Source organism: Halorubrum sp. SD626R (assembly GCF_001261915.1).
Classification (GTDB): domain Archaea; phylum Halobacteriota; class Halobacteria; order Halobacteriales; family Haloferacaceae; genus Halorubrum.
Genome location: NZ_CVRT01000146.1, coordinates 20,644 through 44,921, shown reverse-complemented (window position 1 = coordinate 44,921; position 24,278 = coordinate 20,644). Strand labels below are relative to the sequence as shown.

General features: G+C 71.8%; 22 protein-coding genes and 1 pseudogene. 6 read left to right on the top strand and 17 right to left on the bottom strand.

Features of this window, described 5'->3' with window-relative positions; all coding sequences use genetic code 11:
- From SD626R_RS14240 to SD626R_RS14225, 4 genes and pseudogenes are all read left to right on the top strand, one after another.
- A pseudogene (locus tag SD626R_RS14240) lies at nucleotides 1–274 on the top strand (conjugal transfer protein TraB); the annotation flags it as partial.
- Nucleotides 271–939 carry a metalloprotease gene (locus SD626R_RS14235; RefSeq protein ID WP_092566990.1) on the top strand — a complete coding sequence of 223 codons (669 nt, stop codon included), beginning with the start codon at nucleotides 271–273 and terminating at the stop codon, nucleotides 937–939. The pseudogene SD626R_RS14240 and the gene SD626R_RS14235, both read left to right, overlap by 4 nt.
- Nucleotides 940–1,076: 137 nt before the next feature.
- The gene (gene purM, locus SD626R_RS14230; protein ID WP_092566989.1) at nucleotides 1,077–2,123 is read left to right on the top strand and encodes a phosphoribosylformylglycinamidine cyclo-ligase; all 1,047 of its coding nucleotides are present in this window, start codon (nucleotides 1,077–1,079) and stop codon (nucleotides 2,121–2,123) included.
- A 103-nt stretch (nucleotides 2,124–2,226) separates the two neighbouring features.
- Nucleotides 2,227–2,442 carry a hypothetical protein gene (locus tag SD626R_RS14225; RefSeq protein WP_092566988.1) on the top strand — a complete coding sequence of 72 codons (216 nt, stop codon included), beginning with the start codon at nucleotides 2,227–2,229 and terminating at the stop codon, nucleotides 2,440–2,442.
- Between the two features lie 4 nt (nucleotides 2,443–2,446).
- Here the strand turns inward: SD626R_RS14225 and SD626R_RS14220 are convergent, their stop codons facing one another.
- From SD626R_RS14220 to btuC, 14 genes are all read right to left on the bottom strand, one after another.
- Nucleotides 2,447–2,986: a CBS domain-containing protein gene (locus SD626R_RS14220; RefSeq protein WP_092566987.1), complete on the bottom strand. Its 540-nt coding sequence runs from the start codon at nucleotides 2,984–2,986 to the stop codon at nucleotides 2,447–2,449.
- 86 nt (nucleotides 2,987–3,072) lie between these two features.
- Nucleotides 3,073–3,444 carry a DUF555 domain-containing protein gene (locus SD626R_RS14215; RefSeq protein WP_092566986.1) on the bottom strand — a complete coding sequence of 124 codons (372 nt, stop codon included), beginning with the start codon at nucleotides 3,442–3,444 and terminating at the stop codon, nucleotides 3,073–3,075.
- Nucleotides 3,445–3,538: 94 nt separating this feature from the next.
- Complete coding sequence (locus SD626R_RS14210; RefSeq protein ID WP_092566985.1) at nucleotides 3,539–4,537, bottom strand: isocitrate/isopropylmalate dehydrogenase family protein; 999 nt, start codon at nucleotides 4,535–4,537, stop codon at nucleotides 3,539–3,541.
- Complete coding sequence (leuD, locus tag SD626R_RS14205; RefSeq protein ID WP_092566984.1) at nucleotides 4,538–5,161, bottom strand: 3-isopropylmalate dehydratase small subunit; 624 nt, start codon at nucleotides 5,159–5,161, stop codon at nucleotides 4,538–4,540.
- Nucleotides 5,161–6,621, bottom strand: a complete 1,461-nt coding sequence (gene leuC / locus SD626R_RS14200; RefSeq protein WP_092566983.1) for a 3-isopropylmalate dehydratase large subunit — start codon at nucleotides 6,619–6,621, stop codon at nucleotides 5,161–5,163. Before leuC ends, leuD begins: the two co-directional genes overlap by 1 nt.
- Complete coding sequence (gene ilvC / locus SD626R_RS14195; RefSeq protein WP_092566982.1) at nucleotides 6,621–7,670, bottom strand: ketol-acid reductoisomerase; 1,050 nt, start codon at nucleotides 7,668–7,670, stop codon at nucleotides 6,621–6,623. The genes leuC and ilvC overlap by 1 nt, the downstream gene beginning before the upstream one ends.
- A gap of 22 nt (nucleotides 7,671–7,692) precedes the next feature.
- Nucleotides 7,693–8,412: an acetolactate synthase small subunit gene (gene ilvN, locus SD626R_RS14190; RefSeq protein WP_092566981.1), complete on the bottom strand. Its 720-nt coding sequence runs from the start codon at nucleotides 8,410–8,412 to the stop codon at nucleotides 7,693–7,695.
- Complete coding sequence (gene ilvB, locus SD626R_RS14185; protein WP_092566980.1) at nucleotides 8,409–10,217, bottom strand: biosynthetic-type acetolactate synthase large subunit; 1,809 nt, start codon at nucleotides 10,215–10,217, stop codon at nucleotides 8,409–8,411. Before ilvB ends, ilvN begins: the two co-directional genes overlap by 4 nt.
- Before the next feature lie 373 nt (nucleotides 10,218–10,590).
- Complete coding sequence (locus SD626R_RS14180) at nucleotides 10,591–11,751, bottom strand: LeuA family protein (protein WP_199242118.1); 1,161 nt, start codon at nucleotides 11,749–11,751, stop codon at nucleotides 10,591–10,593.
- Between the two features lie 340 nt (nucleotides 11,752–12,091).
- A complete protein-coding gene (locus SD626R_RS14175; protein WP_092566993.1) occupies nucleotides 12,092–12,799 on the bottom strand; it encodes an ABC transporter ATP-binding protein in 708 nt (235 codons plus the stop codon).
- 184 nt (nucleotides 12,800–12,983) lie between these two features.
- Complete coding sequence (locus SD626R_RS14170; RefSeq protein ID WP_092566992.1) at nucleotides 12,984–13,790, bottom strand: ABC transporter permease; 807 nt, start codon at nucleotides 13,788–13,790, stop codon at nucleotides 12,984–12,986.
- 1 nt (nucleotide 13,791) lies between these two features.
- The gene (locus tag SD626R_RS14165) at nucleotides 13,792–14,787 is read right to left on the bottom strand and encodes a substrate-binding domain-containing protein (RefSeq protein ID WP_092566978.1); all 996 of its coding nucleotides are present in this window, start codon (nucleotides 14,785–14,787) and stop codon (nucleotides 13,792–13,794) included.
- 222 nt (nucleotides 14,788–15,009) lie between these two features.
- Nucleotides 15,010–16,344 (bottom strand): ATP-binding cassette domain-containing protein, encoded by a 1,335-nt coding sequence (locus SD626R_RS14160; protein ID WP_092566977.1) that lies wholly within the window; start codon nucleotides 16,342–16,344, stop codon nucleotides 15,010–15,012.
- Entirely contained in the window at nucleotides 16,341–17,483 is a 1,143-nt protein-coding gene (gene btuC / locus SD626R_RS14155) for a vitamin B12 ABC transporter permease BtuC (RefSeq protein WP_092566976.1), read from the bottom strand. The genes SD626R_RS14160 and btuC overlap by 4 nt, the downstream gene beginning before the upstream one ends.
- A 63-nt stretch (nucleotides 17,484–17,546) precedes the next feature.
- On the opposite strand from btuC, the gene SD626R_RS14150 reads away from it, so the two are divergent.
- The gene (locus SD626R_RS14150) at nucleotides 17,547–18,683 is read left to right on the top strand and encodes a PGF-CTERM-anchored ABC transporter substrate-binding protein (protein WP_092566975.1); all 1,137 of its coding nucleotides are present in this window, start codon (nucleotides 17,547–17,549) and stop codon (nucleotides 18,681–18,683) included.
- 21 nt (nucleotides 18,684–18,704) lie between these two features.
- Here the strand turns inward: SD626R_RS14150 and SD626R_RS14145 are convergent, their stop codons facing one another.
- The 3 genes from SD626R_RS14145 to ligA all read right to left on the bottom strand — a co-directional run bounded on the left by SD626R_RS14145 (nucleotide 18,705) and on the right by ligA (nucleotide 22,297).
- Nucleotides 18,705–19,439 (bottom strand): MBL fold metallo-hydrolase, encoded by a 735-nt coding sequence (locus tag SD626R_RS14145; protein ID WP_092566974.1) that lies wholly within the window; start codon nucleotides 19,437–19,439, stop codon nucleotides 18,705–18,707.
- 35 nt (nucleotides 19,440–19,474) lie between these two features.
- Nucleotides 19,475–20,380 carry a hypothetical protein gene (locus tag SD626R_RS14140; RefSeq protein ID WP_092566973.1) on the bottom strand — a complete coding sequence of 302 codons (906 nt, stop codon included), beginning with the start codon at nucleotides 20,378–20,380 and terminating at the stop codon, nucleotides 19,475–19,477.
- A gap of 81 nt (nucleotides 20,381–20,461) precedes the next feature.
- Nucleotides 20,462–22,297, bottom strand: coding sequence for an ATP-dependent DNA ligase LigA (gene ligA / locus SD626R_RS14135; RefSeq protein ID WP_092566972.1), 1,836 nt, complete (start codon nucleotides 22,295–22,297; stop codon nucleotides 20,462–20,464).
- A gap of 148 nt (nucleotides 22,298–22,445) precedes the next feature.
- Here ligA and SD626R_RS14130 point away from each other — a divergent pair, with 148 nt between their 5' ends.
- Nucleotides 22,446–24,014 (top strand): glutamate-cysteine ligase family protein, encoded by a 1,569-nt coding sequence (locus tag SD626R_RS14130; protein WP_092566971.1) that lies wholly within the window; start codon nucleotides 22,446–22,448, stop codon nucleotides 24,012–24,014.
- The last annotated feature ends 264 nt before the right edge of the window (nucleotides 24,015–24,278 follow it).

Below are 24,278 nucleotides of genomic sequence, written 5' to 3'. Positions count from 1 at the left end.
CATCGGGACGCTCAACGACCTGCTCACGGACGAGACGCTCTCGCCCGGCGACCTCGTCTCGGCGATGCTCGACGTCCCGCTGTTCCGACTCATCGTCGTCGTCGCGATGACGAACGTCGGCAGCATCGTCGCGAGCTTCCTCTTCGCCGTCTACGTCATCCCCGCGATGTTCGGCGCGGAAGTGGGGGGCGTCGACGAGGTGAGCCGGCTGATGATCGAGGGTGCCAGACGCGGTGCCGAGCTGATCGGGAACGCGGTCGCGGGGGGACGATGAGCACGACGCCGCAGGGGCGGCGGATCGCCGGCCTGTACTTCAGCGGAACCGAGCTTCGCGACCTGCTCGTGGCGTGGCTCGCGCTCGGCGTCGCGTTCATGTTCTTCTTCGTGGGCGGATCGGCGGGGATCGGTCGAATCGTGGACGCGGGCGTGGTCCCGCCGCTGGCGGTCGCGCTCTCGACCGCGGGGGTGGCGTTCCTCCTCCACGAGCTGGCACACAAGGTCGTCGCGGTCCGCTACGATCAGGTAGCCGAGTTCCGCGCCGACACGAGCATGCTGTTTCTCGCCGTGATGAGCTCGCTCTTGGGGTTCATCTTCGCCGCCCCCGGCGCGGTCCACCACCGGGGACGGCTGACGCCCCGAGAGCACGGCCACATCGCGCTCGCGGGCCCGGTCGTGAACCTCGTGCTGGCGGTCGTCTTCCTTCCGGCGATGGTGGCGGGGGGTCTCGTCGGGAGTCCGATCCTCTCGCTCGTCGGCGCACGCGGGGTGGCTATCAACGTCTTCCTCGCCGCGTTCAACCTGATCCCCTACGGCCCCCTCGACGGGAAGACCGTCATGGGGTGGAGCAAGCCGGTGTGGGCCGTCGCGTTCGTCCCCTCAGTGCTTCTCGCCGTCGGCCTCGTGTTCGTCGGCGGACTCGGATTCGGCGGGCCGTTCTGAGTCCTCCGATCTCGGTTCCGCTCCCGGCGGGTTCGACCCGCGTGTCGTGAGCGGCGTCCGCGTCGTGAGCGGAGGCGTCCACGGCCGCTCCCGTCGGGAACGGTGCGCTTTTGCTCCGCGGCCGTCCCTCCACACACATGACCGAGGGCGACGACACGGACCGGGACGGCACCGCGGCCGACGACGAGCTCACATACGCCGACGCCGGCGTCGATATCGACGCGAGCGAGGCCGCGACCGCGGCGCTCATCGGCGCGGTCGGCGGCGACGTGGAAGGCGAAGGAACCGACAGCGACTACGCCGGCCTCCTCGACATCGGCGACCGGTACCTCGCGCTCGCGACCGACGGCGTCGGGACGAAACTGCTCGTCGCCGAGGCGCTCGGCGACTACTCGACCGTCGGGATCGACTGTATCGCGATGAACGTCAACGACCTGGTCGCAGCCGGGGTGCGCCCCGTCGCGTTCGTCGACTACCTCGCCGTCGACGAGCCCGACGAGCGGTTCGCCGAGCAGGTCGGCGAGGGGCTCGCCCGCGGCGCCGAGCTCGCCGACATGGAGCTCGTCGGCGGCGAGACCGCGGTGATGCCGGACGTGATCTCGGGCCTCGACCTGGCGGGCACCTGCGCCGGGCTCGCCGCCAAGGACGCGGTCTTCGACGGCGCGGCGCGGCCGGGCGACGCGCTGGTTGGGTGGGAGTCGTCGGGGATCCACTCCAACGGGCTCACGCTCGCCCGCGAGGCGGCCACCCGTGAGCACGCGTACACCGACCCGTGCCCGTTCGAGGGGTACGGGACGGTCGGCGAGGCGCTGCTGGAGCCGACCCGGATCTACGCGGACCTGCTCGACCCGTTGCGCTCCCACGGCGCCCGCGGCGCGGCCCACGTCACCGGCGGCGGGTGGACGAACCTGACGCGGCTCGGAGACCGCCGATACGTCGTCGACGACGCGTTCGACCCCCAGCCCGTCTTCGAGTTCGTCCAGAGCGAGGGGAGCGTCTCCGACGAGGAGATGCACCGCACGTTCAACATGGGGACCGGCTTCGTCGCCGCGCTCGACCCCGAGGCCGCCGAGTCGCTGGCGGCCGCGACCGACGGGCGCGTGATCGGCCGGGTGGCGGAGACCGACGCGACGGCGGCCGACGACGAGGCGGGAACCGTTTCCATCCGGGGAATGGAGCTGTAGGCGGTTCCGCGAACAACCAGCGATTGTTGCCGACAACCACGAGTAGCGGCCCGATTTACTCGTGTACGCCAGCTTATGATCGCGAGGGGCGTAGCGTCCGATAATGAGTGATCGACCCGAGTCGCCGGAGGGGGATGCCGCCGAGGGAGGTGACGCGAGCGACGCGGCCGGTCCCGAGGAGGACGGGACCGAGCGCGACCGCCCCGACGACTCGGAGCACCTCGACGACATCGAGGACGGCGCGGGCTGCGCGGAGATCTGGGAGCGGCTCTCCGAGCGGCGGGAGGCGGCGCGGGAGGAGGCGGAGCGGAGCGGTTGACCCGCTAGGAGAGGTGTGCGGCGATGTCCGCCTCGGTGATGATCCCGACCGTCTCGCCGCCGTCGGTGACCATCACGGCCTTGTAGTGGTCCAGCAGGTTCCGGACCTCGTCGACGGTCGCACTCGGCGCGACCGTGGGGAACGACTCGCTCATCACCTCGCTGACGGGATGGTCCCCGACGTTCTCGCCCGCGTGAACCACGTCGCCCTGGCTGATCGAGCCGACCGGGACCCCGTTCTGGAGCACCGGGAGCTGCGAGTACGCCTCCTCCTCCATCAGGTCGACCGCCTCGCGCACCGCGTCGTCGGGCGCGACGCTTATCACCGTCTCGTTCATCAGGTCGCTCGCGCGGACGACCTCGCCCTCCGCCTCCTGGAGCGCGTTGACGATCCGCCGGAGCGTCGAGAGCCGCGGGTCGACGTCGCCGCCCTCGATCCGGGCGATCAGGGGCTGTGAGACGTCCGCCGCGTCCGCCAGCTCGCTCTGGGTCAGCTCCAGGGTGGTCCGCCGCTCGCGGAGGTCCTGTGGTGTCGGGAGTTCCATGGAACGAATAACTCCGGGTTATTAGAAAAGGTTTCGGCGGCGACCGATAGCGCGGCGGCCGCGAGCGCGGTGAGGGGGCCGAGCGCCTACTCGTCGCCGTCGTCGTCTTCGTCGCCCTCCGTCTCGACGATCTCGATGACTTCGAGGGGAACGTCCCGCAGCGCGCCGCCGACCTCGCTCTTCGCGATCCGCTCCGCGTGCTCCTCGCTGTCGGCGTTGAAGATGTCGATCTCTAGCAGGAGCCCGACCAGAGCCGTGTTCGCGGCGAGGAACGCGGCGTCGAACGGCTCGCCGCAGGCCGGACAGCCGGTGACGCCGGGCTCGACCTCGACGTACTGCTTGTCCGTCTCGTTGAGTCGCTTGCCGGCTTCGCTGACCGCGACGCCGATGGCGTCGTCGGTCTCCTCGACGTCGCGGACCAACCAGGCGGCTTCCATCGCGACTTCGTAGTTGCTCATACCCGACCGACGGGCCGCAGGGTTTCCTTTCTTGTGGTTCGCTCGCGGTCGCCCCGCGAGGCGCCTCTCCGGGGGCGAATTCGGGGGGCCGCCGCTACAGCCGGTCGACGATCGCGGCCGTGACCTCGTCGGTCGTCGCGTCGCCGCCGAGATCCCCGGTGCGGGGCCCGTCGGAGAGCACGCCCTCCACGGCGTCGCGCACGCGCTGTCCCTCCTCGACGTATCCGAGGTATTCCAGGAGCATCGCCGCCGACAGTACCGCCGCGGTCGGGTTCGCGACCCCCTGACCGGCGATGTCGGGCGCGGTGCCGTGGACCGGCTCGAACAGCGCGTTGTCGTGGCCGACGTTCGCCGACGGCAGCAGGCCGAGTCCGCCGACGAGCCCGGCCGCCAGGTCGGAGAGCACGTCGCCCGCGAGGTTCGGGCAGACGACCACGCCGTACTGCGCCGGGTCGAGCGGGAGCTTCGTCGCGAACGCGTCCATCAGTTCTTCGTCGACGTCGACGCCGCGCTCCTCGGCGACCGCCATGACTTCCTCGCGGAACCGGCCGTCCGTCTCGCGCATTACGTTCGCCTTGTGCGCGACGGTGAACCCCTCTTCGGGGTCGCCGGCCGGACCCCGCCCGTCCGCGACGAACTCGCAGGCGAACTCCGCCAGCTCCCGCGAGGCCGAGGAGGTGACGACGCGGGTCAGCGTCGAGAGGTCGTCGGAGAGGCGGTCCTCGTGGCCCGCGTAGACGCCCTCGGTGTTCTCCCGCAGGAAGACCACGTCCGTCTCCGGGCGGACCGCGTCGACGCCCGGATACGCCTTCGCGGGGCGGACGTTGACGAACGAGTCGACCGCCTCGCGCAGGGGGAGGATGACGTCGGCGGCGGTCTCGCCGGCCGCGCCGAACAGCGTCGCGTCCGCGCCGGCGGCGAGCTCGTACGTCTCGGCCGGGAGCGCCTCGCCGGTCGCCTCCTTCGTCGCGTCGCCGGCGTCTCCCTGGGTGAACTCGAAGTCAAGACCGAACGCCTCCAACACCTCGACCGCGGCGGGGACGACCTCGCGGCCGATCCCGTCGCCCTCGATGACGGCGATCTCCTCGCCCATTCAGTCGTCCCCCTCGACGTAGGGGAGCCCGTCGACGGTCGCGTCGACCTTGCTCCGGTTCGAGTACATCAGCGCGGTCGTGTCCCAGATGCCGTCGACCAGCGCCTCCCGCATCGCGTCGTCGATGTCGACGTCGATGACGGTATCGCCGTAGGTGACGGTCGTCTCCTCGACGTCGATCTCGATGTCACCGTCCGGATTCGCCTCGATCCACTCCTGGAGTTGCGTGACCGTTTCGTGGTCGGCGGTGACCGCCGGGATCCCGAGCGACTTGCAGTTGTCGCGGAAGATCTCGGCGTACGACTCGCCGACGACGCCGTCGATCCCCCACCGCATCATCGCCTGCGGCGCGTGCTCCCGGGAGGAGCCGCAGCCGAAGTTGGAGTTGACGACCGCGATCGACGCGCCCTCGAAGCGGTTGAGCGGGTGGTCGTTGAACCCGCCGTCGTCGTCCCGCCGGGCGTCGTAGAAGAGGTAGTCCGCCATGTTGTCGAACGTGACCTCCTTCATGAACTTCGCCGGCAGGATCTGGTCAGTGTCGACGTCGTCGCCGGGGATCGGCACGCCGGTGCCGGAGACGTCGGTGATGTGCTGGTCCGCGCCCGGATCCGCGTCGGGGGCCATCAGTCCGCCACCTCCTCGACGCCGCCGGCGCCGCCGGTCGGCCCGTCGTCGAGGTAGTCGCGCGCGTCGGCGACCTCGCCCTCGACGGCCGCGGCCGCGACCATCGCGGGGCTCATCAGGACGGTGCGGCCGTCCTTCGACCCCTGCCGTCCGATGAAGTTGCGGTTCGAGGAGGAGGCGCAGACCTCGTCCCCCTCCAGCGCGTCGTCGTTCATGGCGAGACACATCGAACAGCCGGCGCGGCGCCACTGGAAGCCGGCGTTGATGAACGTCTCGTCGATGCCGCGCTCCTCGCACTGCTGGCGCACGGTCTCGGAGCCGGGGACGGCCAGCGCGCGGACGCCCTCGTCCACCGTCTCGCCCTCCAGGATCTTCGCGGCCTCCGCGAAGTCGGAGAGCCGGCCGTTCGTGCAGGTGCCCAGGAAGGCCACGTCGACGTCGTAGCCGAGCATCGACCCGCCGGGCTCGATCTCCATGTGATCGAGCGCCTGCTCGGCGGCCTCGCGGTCCGTCCGGGCCTCGAAGTCGTCCGGGTGCGGGACCGGCTCGGAGATCTCGATCACCTGCCCGGGGTTGATCCCCCAGGTGACCAAGGGGTCGATCCCGTCGGCGTCGACCGTGACCACGTCGTCGTACTCCGCGTCGTCGTCCGACGCGACCGACTCCCAGTACGCCTTCCGCTCCTCGAACGCCTCGCCCTCGGGGACGTACTCGCGGCCCTTCAGGTACTCGTAGGTCGTCTCGTCCGGGTTGATGTAGCCGGCGCGGGCGCCGCCCTCGATGGACATGTTACACACCGCGAGCCGGCCCTCCATGTCGAGCGCCTCGATCGCGGGGCCGCCGTACTCGTACACGTGGCCGACGCCGCCGTCGACGCCGAGCTCCTGGATCACCTTCAGGATGACGTCCTTCGCGTAGACGCCCTCGCCGAGCTCGCCCTCGACGTTGACCCGGCGGACCTTCTGTTTGTCCGCCGCGATACAGCCCGTCGCGAGCACGTCGCGGATCTGGCTCGTCCCGATGCCGACGCCGATGGAGCCGAACGCGCCGTGCGTCGCCGTGTGGCTGTCGCCGCAGGCGACCGTCATTCCGGGCTGGGAGAGCCCCAGCTCGGGGGCGACGACGTGGGTGATCCCCTGTTTGCCCGACTCGAAGCCGAAGAAGGTGATCCCGCTCTCGCTCACGTTGCGTTCGAGCGCGGAGAGCATCTCCTCGGCCTGGTCGTCGGCCAGCGGGCGCTCTCGCTTCTCGGCCTCCGTGGGCGCGATGTGGTCCGTCGTCGCGAACGTCCGGTCCGGATAGGCGACGTCGAGCTCGCGCTCGCGCAGCATGCCGAACGCCTGCGGGCTCGTCACCTCGTGGACGAGGTGGAGCCCGACGAACAGCTGGTCCTGCCCGTTCGGGAGCTCGGTGACCTTGTGACGCTCCCACACCTTGTCGTACAGCGTTCCCTCGCTCATCAGGCCGTCACCTCGGCCGACTCCTCCTCATCGTCGGCCTCCTGCCACGCGAACAGGCCGCGGAGCTCCTCGCCGACGGCCTCGATCTCGTGGTTCTTCTCGGCCGTCCGGAGCTGCGTGTAGGAGGGTCGCCCGGCCTGATTCTCGGCGATCCACTCGCGGGCGAACTGCCCGTTCTGGACCTTCTCTAAGACCTCCTCCATGTTCTCGCGGGCGTGCTCGTCGACGACGACGTCGCCCTTGGTGAGCCCGCCGTACTCGGCGGTGTCGGACACGGAGTCCCACATCTCGCCGAGCCCGCCCTCGTACATCAGGTCGACGATGAGCTTCAGCTCGTTGAGACACTCGAAGTACGCCATCTCGGGGGAGTAGCCGGCGTCGACGAGCGTCTCGTACCCCTGTTTCACGAGCGAGGTGACGCCGCCACAGAGGACGGCCTGCTCGCCGAACAGGTCGGTCTCGGTCTCCTCGCGGAACGACGTCTCGACGACGCCGGCGCGGGTGCAGCCGATGGCGGCCGCGTACGCGAGCCCCTGGTCGTGGGCGTCGCCGGTGGCGTCCTGATACACCGCCAGGAGCCCGGGGGTCCCCTCGTCGTTCTCGTAGTTCCGGCGGACGAGGTGGCCCGGCGACTTCGGCGCGACCATCGTCACGTCGACGTCCTCGGGCGGCTGGATCTGGTTGTAGTGGATGTTGAACCCGTGGGCGAACTGCAGCGTGTCGCCCGCCTCCAGGTTCGGCTCGATCGCGTTCTCGTACACGTCCGGCTGGACCGTGTCGGGCACGAGCACGCTCACGATGTCGGCCTCGGCGGCGGCGTCCGCGGGAGTCTCGACGCGGAGCCCGTCGCCCTCGGCGGCCGCCCGAGAGGAGCTGCCCTCGCGGAGGCCGACGATCACGTCGACCCCGCTCTCGGAGAGGTTCTGCGCGTGCGCGTGGCCCTGCGAGCCGTAGCCGAGCACGGCCACGGTCTTGTGTGCGATCGCCTCCTCGTCGGCGTCGTCGTCGTAGTATACTGTCGAATCGAACGTCTTCGTGTCTTCGGTCATGTGTATCGTGTGGGTCCGCGTATCAGTCGTCGTGGGTGGTCGGTTCGCCGGCCGTTCCGGGTTTCTCTCCGGGCGCCGTCGGGGTGTCGCCGCGTGCGAGCGCCGTCTGGCCCGTCCGGGCGATCTCGATGATGCCGAACTGACGGAACGCGTCGAGCGCGTCGTCGATCCGCGCCTCGTCGCCGGTGAGCTGGACGGTGATCGTCCGCGGCCCGGCGTCGAGCGTCCGGCCGTCGTACATCTCGGCCACGGCGTGGACCGCCGCGGGGTCGTCGGCCTCGACCTTCAGCAGGACGAGCTCGGCCGTCACCGCGTTGCCGGACACCTCGCCGACCGAGATCACCGGCTTCAGCTTCGCCATCTGCTTCTCGATCTGGTCGATGCCGGGGTCCGTCTCCTCGACGACCATGGTGATCCGCGAGTGGCCCTCGACGGTCGTCGGGCCGACGGTGAGGCTCTCGATGTTGAACTGGCGGCGGGAGACGAGCCCGGAGACGCGCGCGAGCACGCCGGGCTCGTCCTCCACGAGCGCCGAGATGACGGCGCGCCGCGACTCGTGTTCCGCCTCGACGACGGGGTCGATCCGGATCCCTTCGAGGTTCCGGCGCCCCTCCGGATGGTCCCGCTCCGCGGGCCCCGGCTGCTCGCCCGGCGCGGACCGCAGGTCCGGCTCGGGCACGCCGGAATCGGAGGCGGAGCCGCCGTCGGTCGCGGGTCGGGAGTCGGGCGAGTCGTCGCTCATAGCTGGTCCTCCGCGGCCGCGAACTTCCCGTTCGCGCCGCCGCTCGGCACCATCGGCAGCACGTTCTCCTCGGGGTCGACGTGGAAGTCGACGACGGCCGGCCCGTCGTAGTCGAGCGCCTCCTCGACCGCGGGCGCGACCTCGTCGTAGTCGTCGACCCGGAGGCCTAACGCGCCGAACGCCTCCGCGAGCTTGTCGAACTCGGGCATCCACGTGTAGTCGGAGGCCATGTGGCGCCCCTCGTAGAAGGCGTCCTGCCACTGGCGCACCATCCCGATGTACTCGTTGTTGAGGACGGCGATCGTGACGTCGAGGTCCTCGCGGACCGCCACCGACAGCTCCTGCATCGTCATCAGGAAGGAGCCGTCGCCGTCGAAACAGACGACGTCGCGGTCCGTCTCGCCCATGTTGTCCGCGGCGACGCGCGCACCGACCGCGGCCGGCACGCCGTACCCCATCGTCCCCAGCCCGTGCGAGGAGACCCACGTCCGGGGCTCCGTGTACGTCCAGAACTGGGAGGCCCACATCTGGTGTTGCCCGACGCCCGTCGTCACGATGGTGTCGTCGTCGGTCGCCTCGTCGAACGCCTCGACGACGAACTGCGGCTTCAGCGGCTCGTCCTCCGGCGTCGTGTACGTGAGCGGGTACGTCTCCTTCCAGTCGGCGCAGCGGTCGCGCCACGCCTCGGCGTCCGGCGCCTCGCGGACCGCCGCGGTGAGCTGGTCGAGGACGCGTCCCGCGTCGCCGATCAGGGGGTGGTCGGCGTAGACGTTCTTGCTGATCTCGGCGGGGTCGATGTCGACGTGGACGACCTCGGCCTCCGGCGCGAACGTGTCGATCCCGCCGGTGAGCCGGTCGTCGAACCGGGTGCCGACCGCGATCAGGCAGTCGGTGTGAGTGATCGCCATGTTGGCGTAGCCGGTGCCGTGCATCCCGGCCCACGAGAGGCTGAGATCGTCGTCCTCGGGGAACGAGCCGATGCCGGGCATCGTCGTCGTCACCGGGATCCCGTAGGTCCGCGCGAACGTCCGCGCGGCGTCGCTCGCCTCGGCCTTGATCACGCCGCCGCCGAACAGACAGAGGGGGCGCTCGGCCTCCTCGATGGTCCGAGCGGCCGCCTCGACCGCGTCGGCGTCGGCGTTCGGGTCCGGGTCGGTCCCGGCCGGCGGCGCCGCCGGCCCCGGCGTCTCGTCGGTCTCGTCCTGCGTGACGTCCTTCGGGAGGTCGACGAGCGTCGGGCCCGGACGGCCGGCCCGCGACAGCTCGAACGCCTCGCCGACCGTGTCGCCGACGGAGTCGGCCCCGTCCGCGAAGTAGTTGTGCTTCGTGATCGGGCGCGTGACCCCGATGGTGTCGGTCTCTTGGAACGCGTCGTTGCCGACGAACTCGGTCGGGACCTGCCCCGTCAGCGCGAGCATCGCGTCGGAGTCCATGTCGGCGTCGGCGATCCCGGTGACGAGGTTCGTCGCCCCCGGACCGGACGTAGCCAGGCAGAGCCCGGGCTCCCCGGAAACGACGCCGTACGCGTCGGCCGCGTGGGCGGCGCCCTGCTCGTGGGCCATCGTGACGTGGTCGATCGACGAACTGTACAACGCGTCGTAGACGGGCATGATCGCGCCGCCCTGAACGCCGAAGGCGGTCTCCGCGCCGGCGGTTTCGAGCGCGGCGACGACCGACTCCGCGCCGGTCGAGACCGCCCCCGCGGCGTGGTCGGGTTCGGCGTCGGGCGCCTCCTCGGCTCCCGCCGGCGGCTCCTCGGAGCCCTCCGGGTCGTCCTCTCGTGGGTGTGCTGCTGTGTCGCTCATTGTCGTGGTGGTGTTCGGTGGTGGGTCTATCGCGCGTGAAAGTTCGGTCCGAACGCCGGGCGTGCGGGCGGACGGCGGCCCGCGCGTCGGCGTTCGTCGGTGCGTCGAGTCGGTGAGGAAAGGGTAGTGTAGGGGATCAGACCCCTACGATGATCGGCGCGACGGCTCCGGTGATGCCGGCTGTCGTCGGGATCGAGGCGTGCCGTCGCATCTCGCCCTGACCAACGAAGCCGAGGTATAAATCCCTGTCGGGGCGCCGGTTCGGTGAACCGACTCGCGATCCCGCGCCGGTTCGCTGCGAGCGGGCTCGCACAGGCCCGCACCGACGCGGACGGCGGTCGCTCGGCGGGCTCCCCGGTCAGGGGGACGGCCATCAGACCCGGACCTCCTCCTCGCGGTCGACGTCGGCCTCCTCGGCGAAGCGCTCGACGTCGCCGGCGGTCACCTGCCGCTTGCCGGAGCCGTACTCCTTGACGCGCTTGGTGATGTGCCGGACCTCGCCGTCGCTCGGGTCGAAGCCGGCCTCCACCAGGTGCTTGCGCACGCTGTGGGTGCCGGTGTGTTTCCCGAGCACGAACTCGCGCTCGGCTCCCACCATCTCCGGGGTCATCACGCCGGTCTCGAACGTGTCGGCGTTCTCGATGACGCCGGCGGCGTGGATGCCCGACTCGTGCGCGAACGCGTTCCGTCCGGTGACGGGTTTGTTCGCGGGGACGGGGATGTCCGACGCCTCCTCGACGATCCGGGCCAGCTTGGTGATCTGGGTCGTGTCGATGCCGGTATCGACGCCGTACACCGACTCGACGGCCATCACGACCTCCTCGTAGGCGGCGTTGCCGGCGCGTTCGCCGATCCCGTTGACCGACACCTGCGCCTGCTCCGCGCCGTTCTCGAACCCGGTGACCGCGTTCGCCGCGGCCATCCCGAAGTCGTCGTGGGTGTGCACGTCGACGCGGGCGTCGGTCGCCTCGACGACGGCCTTCACCGTCTTCCCGAAGCTCGTCGGCATCGCCACGCCGCACGTGTCCGGGATGTTGATCCAGTCCGTGCCGGCGTCCGACACCGCCTCGACGATCTCCCGCAGGTAGTCGGGATCCGTCCGCGTGGCGTCCATCGGCGAGAACATGCACTCGACGCCGGCGTCTTTCACCTGCTCGACGGCGTCGATCGCGCGCTCCTTCGCCTCGGCCCTGGTCGCGTGCATCGAGTCCTCCAGCTGCACGTCGCTGGTGGAGACGAACACGTGGACCATCTCGACGCCGGAGTCGATGGCGGCGTCGATGTCGCCCTCGACGACCCGAGCCAGCCCGCAGACGGTGGTGTCCGTCGCGGCGGCGATGTCGCTCACGGCCTCGAACTCCGCGTCCGAGTTCACCGGGAACCCCGCCTCGATGACGTGGGTGTTCATGTCGTCCAGCGTCGCCGCTATGCGGCGTTTCTCGTCGTAGCTGAACGAAGTACGTGGTGACTGTTCGCCGTCTCGTAACGTCGTGTCGAAGATCCGTACAGGACCGATTTCGATGTTAGAAGCTATCGTGCCCTGGAAGAACTCGATCCGCCGGGGTGTCCGACGAAGCCTCCGTGATGTCTGTCATCGACTGACGACAAGACGGTCGAGAACTTAACGCTTGTGCCGTTCGCAAGAACGGCGCCCCGCCGACGGCGACGTACAGGCCGGCGTCGTCGAGAAACCGCCCGACTAGAGCGGTGTACCTATTCCTTAAATTCTTTATACTCGGACAGGACGCGGCCGAGGATGTGGTTTCGAAACCGGAGTAATAAGCTCGATCGACGTTCGTTTCGTTTCGGCCGCGCTCGGCCCGCGCGGTCGCGAAGCCGCGGCTCTGGACGGACCGCGTCGCGTTTCGCCCGGCTCAGAGGCCGAGGGCGTCGGTGATCTCGCGGCGGGCCGCCAGTAGCTCCTCGTCGGTCCGGTCGCGGGGGCGGTCGGCGTCGACGTCGACCACCGCCTCGACCGTCCCTGGCTGTCCGCCGAGGACGACGACGCAGTCCGCGAGGTAGGCGGCCTCCTCGACGTCGTGCGTCACCAGCGCGACCGTCGTTCCCCGGTCCGCCCACACGTCGAGCAGGTGGTCCTGCTGCTCGTGTTTCGTCAGCCGGTCGAGCGCGGAGAACGGCTCGTCGAGCAGCAGCACCGCCGGGTCGTAGGCGAGCCCGCGCGCCAGCGCGACGCGCTGGGCCATCCCGCCGGAGAGCTCGCCCGGACGGCTCTCCGCGAACCCGTCGAGCCCGACCGTCTCGATCAGGTCGTCGACGCGATCGCGCGCGGCGGGGTCGTCGCGGTCGACGCCCACCGGGAGCCCGACCGCGACGTTCCCTCGGACGTCGTCCCACGGGAGGAGCCGCGGCTCCTGGAACACCATCCCGACGTCGTCGCTGCCGCCCTCGCGCACGTCGGTCCCGTCGACCGCCGCGTCGCCCTCGAACCCCTCCTCCAGCCCGGAGAGCACGCGCAGCAGGGTCGACTTCCCGCAGCCGGAGGGGCCGACGACCGCGACGAACTCCCCGTGGCCGACCGCGAGGTCGACGCCGTCAAGCGCGACCGTCTCGCCGTAGCGCACCGCGAGACCGCGGACGGCGAGCGTCGGGTCCGCCGTCGGTCCGGAGTCCCGTCCCGGCTCGCTCGCGTCGCCGTCGGTCGAACCCGCGCCGTCGTCGACCCCGCGAGCGTCACCGTCCGGCCCCCCCTCGCCGCCGTCAGTCGCGTCGCCGGCCGTTTCGACCTCCTCGTCCGCGAGCGCGCCCTCACCGAGCGACGACACGGTTCTTCACCTCCTTGACCGCCAGATCCGAGAGGTTTCCGAAGAAGGCGAACAGCAGGATCGAGCCCACGATGATGTCGGGGCGCGCGAGCACGCGCCCGTCGCTCAGCAGGAACCCGATCCCCTCGCTGGCCGCGATCAGCTCCGCGGCCACGACGAACATCCACGCCAGCCCGACGCCGCCCCGGATCCCGACGAGCAGGCTCGGCACCGCCGCCGGGAACACGACCCGCCGGAGCGACTCGAACCGACCGAGCTCGTACACCTCGGCCACCTCCAACAGCTCCTCGCTCACGTTCCCGATCCCGGTCGAGAGGTTGAGGTAGACCGGGAAGAAGGCGCCGACCGCGATCAGCAGCACCTTCGCGCCCTCGCCGATCCCGAACCACAGCAGGAACAGCGGCACCCACGCCAGCGAGGGGATGTTCTTCAGGCTCTGGAGGAGGGGGTCGAGCAGGTCGTCGGCGAGGCCGTACAGCCCGGTGAGCGTGCCGAGGAGGACCCCGACGCTCGTCCCGAGGAGGGCGCCGAGGAACACGCGCTGGACCGTGATCGCGACGTGTCCCCAGAGCTCGCCGGAGGCGCCCAGCCCGTAGAGGGTCTCGACCACCCGCAGCGGCGCCGGGAGCTGGTGGGCGGCGAAGACGCCGGTCGCGACCAGCAGGTGCCACGCGACGACGATCGCCGCGGGCACGACGAGGCCGAGCAGCCACCGGAACCGGTCGGCGTCGGGGAGGACGCCGGCGGCGGCCTCGATCCCCGTGCGCTCCGTCTCGCGCGTCGTGGCCATCTCACTCGCCCCCACTCTCGGCGTCGCCGACGATCTCGGCCGCGAACTCCGGGTCGAGCAGGTCGTCGATGCTCCCCGCCGGGTCGGCGTCGTCGGTGACGAGCCCCTCGCGCTCCAGGATCGGCGCGAGATCGGAGAGCAGGTCCCGGTGGGCGCCGCCCGGGAGCGGCTCGGAGAGGTCGGTGCGGCGCGTGAACACGCGCTCGGCGACCGGCTGGGACATCTCCGACTCGCTCGCGAGGATCGACGCGGTCTCGGTCGGGTTGTCGATCGCCCACCTGCGGCCGCGCTCGTAGGTCTCCAGGACTCGCCGGGCGTCCTCCGGGCGGTCCGCGAGGAACCCGTCGAGGAAGTTGAGGAAGCCGTAGGTGTTGTACGCGGGCTCGCGGAAGAACAGCTCCGCGCCGTCGCGTTCCAGCTCCAGCTCGGCCATGTGGGGGTCGAGCCCGGCCCACGCGTCCACGTCGCCCCCCACCAGCGCCGACTGCCCCTCGGGGTGTTGGAGGTGAACGATCTCGACGTCCTCCTCGCTCAGCCCGGCGTCGTCGAGCGCCTGAAGCAGGAAGAAGTAGGGATCGGTGCCGCGCGTCGCGGCCACCCGCTTGCCCTCCAGGTCGGCGACCGACTCGATCCCCGTCTCGGCGAACGTGACGAGCGCGGTCCACTCCGGCTCCGAGTAGACGTACGGCGTCGTGATCGGGACGCCGTTCGACCGCGCCATCAGCGCCGCGATCCCGGCCGTCGAGGCGACCTCCGCCTCCCCGCCCTGCGAGTACTCGTTGGCTTGGTTGCTGCCGAGACTCAGCACCCACTCGACGTCGACGTCCGTCTCTGCGAACGCCGCCGACAGCCAGCCCTTCTCGCGTAACACGAGGCTGACCGGGTTGTAGTAGGCGTAGTCGACCGTCACCGTCCGTCCGTCGCTCCCGGCGCAGCCGGCGAGCAGCGAGCCGCCGATCGCCGCGCCGGTGCCGCGCAGGAACTGTCTTCGTTCCATCGTACCACCTCGTACCGGTGCCACCAATAAAGGCATATGCTCATCGAGAATATTTATCTGCAGCTATGATGCTCTGAGGTAATTTATCCGGCAGTATGAGAGACGAACGCAGGGACGCATCCGTCGTCTCGGGCGCCCTGACGGCCGTCCGTGTGATTCGATCGGTCCGTGAGCCGCGAGGCGTCGGTTATCCGACGTGTGTGATACCGGAACCGATTGCCGTCACGCGTCACGCCGGCGAGCCCCGTCGCCGAGGTCGCGAACCGCGTCGAGGAGGGCGTCGTCGTCGGTCGCGGCGTCGATCTCGACGATCCGATCGGCGGCCGCGAGCGTCTCCGCGTCGGGAGTAGCTCGGCCGGCCTCGCCCCGTTCGGCGTCCCTGCCGACGCCGTCGACGACGACGGTCGCGTCGGTCTCGCGCGCGAGCGCCGCCGCGGCCTCCCGCGTCTCGGCGTCGACCGGCTCGAACGCGGGGGCGGCGACGACCGCGGCGCCGGCGTCGCGGGCGGTCTCGGCGGCCGCGTCGCCCTCGGGGACCACCCCGACCGAGAGCTCGTGGCCCGCGGCCGCGAGGCGGGCGACGACCCGCGATGCCGCCAGCCCCCGGCCGACGACGTGGAGGCGCCGGCGGTCGGCCTCATCGCGGGCCGCGTCGCGCGAGTCGCTCTCGCCGGCCGCGCCGCCCGCGCCGAAGGCGGTGACCGTAGGTGTCCCGGTCGCCGGGTTGCGCCCGACGAACGCCTCGGCGTCGAACGCGGTTCGCAGCGCCTCCGCGGTCAGCACCTCACCGGGCGGACCGGCCGCCTGGACGCCCCCGTTCGCGAGGACGACGATCCGGTCGCAGTACCGGGCCGCCATGTCGAGGTCGTGGATCGCCGCGAGCGCGCCCCGCCCGTCGTCGACGAGGTCGCGGACGAGTTCGAGGGTGCGCACGGCGTGGTTCGCGTCGAGGCTCGCGGTCGGCTCGTCGAGCAGCAGCGCCGGGGTCCCCTGCGCCAGCGCCCGCGCGAGCAGGACGCGCTGGCGCTCCCCGCCCGAGACCTCGGTGATCGAGCGGTCGGCGAAGCGCGCGACGCCCGCCGCGTCCATCGCCTCCTCGACCGCCCGGTCGTCGTCGGCGCCGTGGCCGTCGAACCGGCCGAGGTGCGGGGTTCGGCCCATCTCGACCACGTGGCGCACCCGGAAATCGAACGCGAGGCTCGTCTCCTGCGGGACGCTGGCGACTCGGCGGCCGGCTTCCCGCGCGGAGAGGTCGGCAGCGCCGTCGCCGTCGAGCCGGACCGCCCCCGAGTCGGGCGCGAGCGTCCCCTTGATCGCCCGGATCACCGTCGTCTTGCCCGCGCCGTTCGGGCCGACGAGCCCGACCAGCTCGCCGCGGCCGACCCGGAGGTCGACGCCGGCGACGACCGGCACGTCGCCGAACGACACCGTCAGATCGCGGACCCCGACGAGGGCGTCGGCGTCGGCGTCCGTCTCCGGGCCGTCGCCGACCTCGTCGCCGTCGCCGACCTCGCCTCCGTCGCTCCCGTCCCCCTCCGCGGTCGGTCCCGCGCTCACAGCTCGTGCACCTCCCGGTTCATCAGCAGGTAGACGAAGAAGGGCGCGCCGACCGCGGCGGTGACGATGCCGACCGGCAGCTCCGTGCTCCCGGCGCGGGCGACCGTGTCGGCGGCGACGAGGAACGACCCGCCCGCGAGCGCCGCGGTCGGCAGCAGCACGCGGTGGTCGGGGCCGACGACCAGCCGGAGGATGTGCGGGACGATCAGTCCCACGAACCCGATGACGCCGGCGAAGGCGACGCCAGCGGCCGTGATCAGCGCGGACGCGCCGAGCAGGATCCGCTTGGTGCGCTCGACCGCGACCCCGAGCCCGCGCGCCTCCTCCTCGCCGAGCAGGAGGACGTTGAGGTCGCGGGCGTACACGAGGAGGAGGAGGAACAGCGGCGGCACGACGACCGCCGTCGCGGCGACCTCGCTCCACGAGGCGCCCGAGAGGTGGCCCATCAGCCACGCGACGACCCGCCGGAGCGACTCGCCGGCCTGCAGCTGGAGGTACGAGATGACCGCGCCGAGGAACGTCTGGACCGCGACGCCCGCGAGTAACAGGGTCGCCACCGGCGTCCGGCCGTGTCGCGTCGCGATCGCGTAGACGCCGAAGGCGGCCGCGAGCGCCCCGGCGAATGCGAAGAGGCTGACGCCCGCGCCGTGCGAGAGCCCCAGGTCGACCGAGCCGATCAGGGGGAGCGTCACGGTCGCCGACAGCGCCGCGGGGAAGACGATGAAGGCGACGGCGCCGACCGCCGCGCCCGAGGAGACGCCGATGATCGAGGGGTCGGCCATGGGGTTCCGGAAGAACCCCTGCATCACCGTGCCGGCCGACGCGAGCGCGGCGCCGACCAGCGCGGCCATCAGGATCCGGGGGAGCCGGACGCCCACGACGATCTGCGCGTGGACGCCGTCGACCGGGTACGCGAACGGCGAGGCGTAGACGAGACCGATCTCCGGCAGCATCAGCGTCCCCGTCCCGGCCGGGGTCGTCCGGATCCCGGTCGGCACCGACACCGCGTTCAACACCGCCTTCACGACCTCCGCGGGCGGTATCCGGACGGGGCCGATCGCGGCGCTCACCACGATCGCGGCGACGAGCGCGACCGCTAACCCCGCCGACCAGACGGACGCCCGCGTCCACGCGTTCATTCAGTTTTACAAGAGGAGTTGTAGTAGGTAAGTACTTATTGGGCGGGGCGCGTCGTGGACCCAATGCGAACCGGACACGTCATCGCGGCGGCCCTGCTCGTGACGACCGCCCTCGTCGGCGGCGTCGCGGGCCCGGCCGCGGGCGCACAGCCGGCGACGGCGCCGTCGCCGACGATCGAGTCTCCGACCGACGGGCCGAGCGTTCACCAGGCGGGCGAGACGTGCGGGTTCCCGCTGGAGGTCACGGACGCGACGGGGACGACGATAGCGCTCGACGAGGCGCCAGAACGGATCACGACGACGAACCCGTCGGCCGCCCAGACGCTCTGGGAGCTCGGCGAGCAGGATCGCGTCGTCGGCGTGACCCAGTACGCCGCCTACCTCGACGGGGCGAACGAGCGGGAGAACGTCTCCGCCGAGGGGCTCGGCGTGAGCGTCGAGCGCGTCGTGGCCACCGAGCCGGACCTCGTGCTCGCGCCGAACGCGTCGGCGGGGCAGGTCGAGGCGCTCCGCGATCAGGGGCTCACCGTCTACCACTTCCCCGAGGCGACCTCCATCGAGGCCATCGCCGAGAAGACCGAGACCGTCGGCCGCCTCGTCGGCAACTGCGAGGCGGCCGCCGAGACGAACGCGGAGATGAACGCCGCGGTCGAAGCCGCCGAGAACCGGACCGCCGGCCTCGACCGTCCGAACGCGCTCTACCCGCTCGGCAGCGGGTTCGTGGCCGCGAACAACACGTTCATCAACTCGATCATGGCGGCCGGCGGCGTGGACAACGTCGCGGCCGCGGAGGGCGACGGCTACCCGCAGCTCTCGAACGAGGTCATCCTCCAGACCGACCCCGAGCTCATCCTGGTGACCACCCCCGACGCGGCGATCCTGGGGGAGGAGCCGTACGCCAGCACGACCGCCGGGACCGAGGGCAACTACGTCGTGATGAACGTCAACTACCTCAACCAGCCCGCCCCGCGCAGCGTGATCGAGTCGACGACGACGCTCTCGACCGCGGTCGCGGAGCTCCAGGCGGACGGTGACGGGGAGACAGACGCGACCGACGGCGAGGACGGCGACGACGGCTCGATCGAGGGCGGAAGTGACGGGGACGCGGACGGCGCCACCGGCGACTCGGCGCCCGGCTTCGGCGTCGCCGCGGCGCTGGTCGCCGCGGTCGCGGCGGCGCTGATCGCGCGGCGGTCGTAGGCTGTCCCCGGGGCCCGGCCCCTACTGATTCGCCGACCGGACGTCGAGCGCGACGGGGATGGACCGGGCGGCCACGTCGCCCGCGAACGCCTCGCCGTCCGCCTCCAGCTGCGCGAAGGTGTCGTAGTGGATCGGGACGACCAGGTCCGGGTCCATCGCCTCGGCCAGCTCGGCGCTCGCGCGCCGGTCGGAGACGATACCGCCGCCCCCGATGTTCGCGAGGAACACCGAGACGTCGAGCTCCGCGAACGCGTCGAGCGCGTCCGAGTCGCCCGGCCAGAAGACGGTGCGGTCGCCGAGGCCGACGAGGAACCCGCAGCCGAGCCCGGGCGGGTGCGTCACCGAGCCGTCGGGGCCGGCGTTCGGGCCCTCGGGGTCGTTGTAGGCGGCGACGGACCACACGGTCGCCTCGCCGGCGGGCGTGTCGACATCGACGCGCGCCTCGTCGCCGACGCGGACCACGTCGTAGTCGTCGTCGAGCGAGTCGATCGACTCCACGTCGCGGTCGATGCCGGCGGGGTCGACCGCCTCGTAGATCACGAGCGTCGCGTCGTCGCTCGCGACCGACCGGATCCCGTCGGAGTCGTAGTGGTGGTCGTGGGTGACGACGACGAGGTCGCCGTCGCGCGCCCAGTAGTCGTCGAGGACGCCGTACCGCCCCGGATCGGTGTAGGCGACCGGGCCGTCATCCGGGGCGAGCCGCGCCGTCGCGTAGCCGAGCCACTCCACCGTCAAGCCGTCGTAGCGGACAGTCACGTCCTCGCCTGCGGCCGCGGGCGTCTTGAGGGTGGCTATGGACGGTCGACGCCGTCGGACGGCTCGCTCCCCTCGTCGACGCGGATAAGGTCCCACGCGTCGTCGAGGTCGGTTCGGCCCTTCGCTCCGTCACCGCTCTCGCCGTCGACCCCACCGCCCTCGGCGCCCCGCTCGGGTGCGTACGCCGGACCGAGCACGTGTTCCGGGACGATGGGCATCGGGATCGGGACGTAGCCCGCGGCCCGCATCGGCGCGAAGCCGCTGGCGCTCTCGACGACCGCGCCGTCGCTCCCGCGCCGCACCCGGAACCGCTTGTCGTCGGGGTGGCGGCTGTACGCGTACGGGAACGCCTCGGCCGGCGGCTCCCGGAGGCTCTCGACGCCGCCGAGGACCGCGACGACACGCCCGTCGACCTCGCAGAACAGCCGCGGAACCGCGGGGCGTCCCGCCTCGTCGACGGCGGCGGCGTCGACCTCCGGCCCCGCGGGGACCGGGCCGACCGGCGTGTCGGTCTCGCGCCACGCGAACGTCGGCTCGCCGAGCCCCTCGAACCGGACGCAGGCGTACCCGCCGCCCGCGACGGGGATCCGGTCCGGACCCGCGTGGAACGTCCGTCGGCCGTCGCGCTCCGCGGCGAGCAGCGGGGGATCAGCGAGCAGCGACCGCACCCGCTCGGCGGTCGCGTCGTCGGCGACAACGAAGCAGGCGCGGCGGTCGCGGTCGAGCGCGTGCGCGAGCCGCGAGGCGACCACCGTCGGCGTCGCGTCGTCCGCCGTGAGCGGCTCGACCGCGACGGGCGCCTCGCCGTCCCGCCGGGTCGCCACCGCCGGCGGCTCGGCCCGCGTCTCCGGGTGCGCGACCTCGTAGCCGTCGTCCGCGAGCCGCGCCGCGGCCGCGTCCGTCAGCCGCCGTCGCGTCGCGTCCCCGAGCGGGCCTGGCATGGACGGGAGTACGGGCCCGAGGCCCAAGGAGTTTCGCGTGGTGCGAGTCACCCTCGGTCCGGGGGTGGGAGGTTCGACCGATCACGCCCCGTCGCCCGCGAGCCGCGCGACCCGCTCCAGCGAGTCGGCGTCCGCGACCGACTTGTCCTCGCGGACCCCGACGAACCGGGGGAACCGCAGCGCGTACCCCGACGAGTACGTCGGCGACGTCTGGATCTCCTCGTAGCCGACTTCCAAGACGACCGCGGGCCGGATCGAGAGTTCGGTCCCGTCCTCGCTCACGACGTGAGGCTCCAGCCGCTCGGTGAGGTCGGCGAGCTCCTCGTCGGTAAGTCCGGTCGCGACCTTGCCGATCGTCGCGAACTCGCCATACCCCGTTCCGGCGTTCGCGGATTCCGGCCCGGCGCGCACGCCGAGCAGGAACGTCCCGAACAGGTCCGCGCGGCGTCCCTCTCCCCACTCCGCGCCGACGACGACCGCGTCGAGCGTCTCCACGTCCGGCTTGCGCTTCAGCCACTCCCGGCCGCGGTCGCCCGGCGTGTAGGGCGCGTCCGGGTCCTTCAGCATCACTCCCTCGTGGCCCGCGTCGAGCGCGGCCGCCTCCGCGGCCCCGATCGACTCCACGTCGCTCGCGGTTTCGAGGCTCGCGGCCGCGTCCGGAGCGACGTCGACGAGGCGCTCGTGGCGGACTCGGAGCGACTCGTCGAGGAGGTCTGCGCCGTCGGCGTGGAGGCAGTCGAAGGCGTGGAGCCGCAGCGACACCTCCTCGCGCATTCGGTCAACGTCGTGCTTCCGGCGGAAGCGTCGCAACACCTCTTGGAACGGGAGGGGGTCGCCGTCGTCGTCGACCGCGACGACCTCGCCGTCGAGGATGACCGGGACGTCGACGCGGTCCGCGACGTATTCGACCACCTCGGGGAGGGCCTCGGTCACGTCGTCCATGTTCCGGGAGTAGAGCCGCGGGCCGAGGCCCTCGCGATTCGATTCCGCAGCTCCCGGCACGTAGTGCACCTGTACCCGCGCCCCGTCGAACTTCGTCTCGACGGCGACCTCGCCGAACGACTCGACCGCGTCGGTCGCGGTGCCCGCCTGCGCGAGCATCGCCTGTACGGGCCGGCCGACGACGAGTCCCTCCGCCCGGAGCCCGGCGAGCCCCTCGTCGCGCGCGAGGGCCGCGACGCGGCCGTAGTCGTTCGTCACCTGCAGCGCGCGCTCGACGGCCGCGACCGCCCCGTCGCCGGCGCGGAGGGTCGGTTCCGCGTCGTCGCTCTCGGCGGACTCGAACTCCGAGTCGGTCAGGAACGCCTCGGCGACCGCGTCCCGGACGGTCCCCTCGCCGACGCCGATCCGCATCTCGCCGAGCACCAGCCGGGCGAGGAACTTCGCCTCGGCGGGCTCGCAGCGGTTGAAGAGGCCGAACAGCGCGTCGAGCTTGCGCGACTCGCTGCCGTCGCCCGACGCGGCCGCCAGCTCCCGCAGCGCCGCGTCCAGCTCGGCGACGGTGAGCGCGTCGCGACCGTCGCCGAAGGCGGCGAGGCCGCGCTGGCCGCCGAAGTCGAAGTCGGCGGCGACCGCGCCGATCTCGCCCGCCTCCGCGAGCCGGTCCTCGACGTCGGCGGCGGTCACGTTCGGCCCCGCGGCGCGGGCGATCGCCTCTCGGCACAGCGCCGGGCCGATATCGAGCGTCCGGGTGTCGTGCGCCGGGAAGACGCGACCGAGCAGGAACCGAGTCACCGTCGCGATGTCGTCGCCGTCGGCCGCGTCGTCGTCGGCTCCGCCGCCGGCGTCCTCGCTCTCGCCCGCGCCGTCCCCGCCGCCGGCCTCGGCCAGCAGGTCGGCGACCGCGAGCGTCGTCTCGATGTCTCCCGGATCGGCTGCGAGCCCCTCCGCCCGGGCGGCGAACGTGGCGAACTCCATGTGCGAGGTCGGAAATCGGCGGGCAAAAGCGCGCCGATACGTCACCCCGCGTCGACCGTCCGGCGTCGGGTCCCCGGATCGTGCCGAGCGTCCCCACGCCGCCGATCGGCCGCAGCCCTTTTTACCAGCCCGGCACGTCGACCGTCGCATGAGCACGGAGTCCGCCCTCGCAGACGGCGTCCGCGAGACGCTCGCCGTCGACCCCGACGAGTTCGCCGCGCGCGCCGAGGAGGAGGCGGAGATCGTCAAACAGGCGCTCCGCGACGGCGCCTTCGACAACCACCAGTCGATCGTCGGCTTCGAGTACGAGTTCTACGCGGTCGCCGACGGGCGCTGGAGCGAGGAGTCGCGGGCGGGCGAGTACGCCCTGATGCGCGTCCCCCGCCGGCTGCTGGAGCTGATGGGGTTCGAGAAGGAGCTCGGCCTCCACAACGCCGAGATGTCGACGAGCCCGCAGCCGCTCTCCGACCACGGGCTCCGGGCGCAGCTCGCGGAGGTGCGCGCGCGGCTGGAGGCCGCGGAGAACACCGCGGGCGTCGAGGGGATGCGGCTCGTCTCGGACGGGCTCTGGACCATCCCGCCGACCGGCGAGACGGCCCGCGGGTACCTCACGGACAGCGTCGACGTCGACGGCGTCACCGTCGCGGTCAACATGAGCGACGCGATCCGGTACCACGCGATGGCGAACGCGGACGGCGACGGGCGGGGGAGCACGGTCCTCGAGGCGCCGGGGGTCTCGCTGGAGACGGACACCGTGATGCCGGAGAGCCTCATCACCTCGATCCAGCCGCACTACCAGGTCGCGCACGCGGAGACGCTCCCGCGTCACTTCCGGTACGCGCTCCGGATCGCCGGCCCCCTGCTCGCGCTCGGCGTCAACTCCCCCTTCTTTCCCCCGGAATTGTACGACGACGGCTGGGACGGCGAGCGCGTCCTGAGCGAGGGCGCCGCGGAGAACCGGATCCACGTGTTCGAGTCGGTGCTCAACGAGCGGACCGACGCGGACAAGGTGCGGTTCCCGCGCGACGTCCACGACGTCGAGACCGCGGTCGACCGGATCGCCGGCGACGAGACGCTCATCCCGATGCCGGAGCCCGAGGGGACCGACCGCTTCGACGACGCGTTCGCGACGTTCCGGACGAAACACGGCAGCTACTGGCGGTGGGTTCGCCCCGTCTTCGAGGGCGCCAGTCGGTCGAGCGCGAACGCCAGGATCGAGTTCCGCCCGATCGCGGCCCAGCCCACCGTCCGCGACTCGATCGCCTTCCAGGCGGCGTTCGCCGGGCTGATGCAGTCGCTCCCGCAGCGCGACCATCCGGTGATCGGCCTCGACTGGGAGACCGCTCGCGAGAACTTCTACGCCGCCGTCGCCGACGGGCTCGACGCGGACGTCGAGTGGGTCGGTCACGACGGCGAGCACACAACCGACACCGACGCCGTGTACGCGGACCTCCTCGACCACGCCGAGGCCGGGCTCCGGACCGCCGGCTGTCCCGAGGAGGAGGCGGCCTCGTGGCTCGCGCCGCTCCGGTGGCGCGTCGCCAACCGAACGACCCCCGCGAGCTGGAAGCGCGAGCGCGTCCGCGCGCGCCTAGACGACGGCGACGACTTCGAGACCGCGGTCCACGACACCCAGCGGGAGTACATCGACCGCCAGTCCGAGACGCTCGTCGAGGGCGGCTTCTCCGCGTGGAAGGACAGCGGCGAGGCGGAGTAGAGTTTACAGGAGCGAACCCCGGGACACGGCACCAACCGATCTGGCGCGCCCCCGCGAGCGGCCGGCAGGCCGCGAGCGGACGGCGCGAGGGAGTCAGTCGCCCGAGCGACGCGGAGGGCGACTGACGAGGCTGGGGAGGTGTGAGGCTGCGGTGCTGTGCGGGGTGGGACTCAAAGGGGCAGGCACGAGGAGCGCGGAGGCGACGTAAGCACCGCAAGGAGCGAGTGGAACGAGCGACTGAGGAGCGCAGCGAGCGTGCGCGCT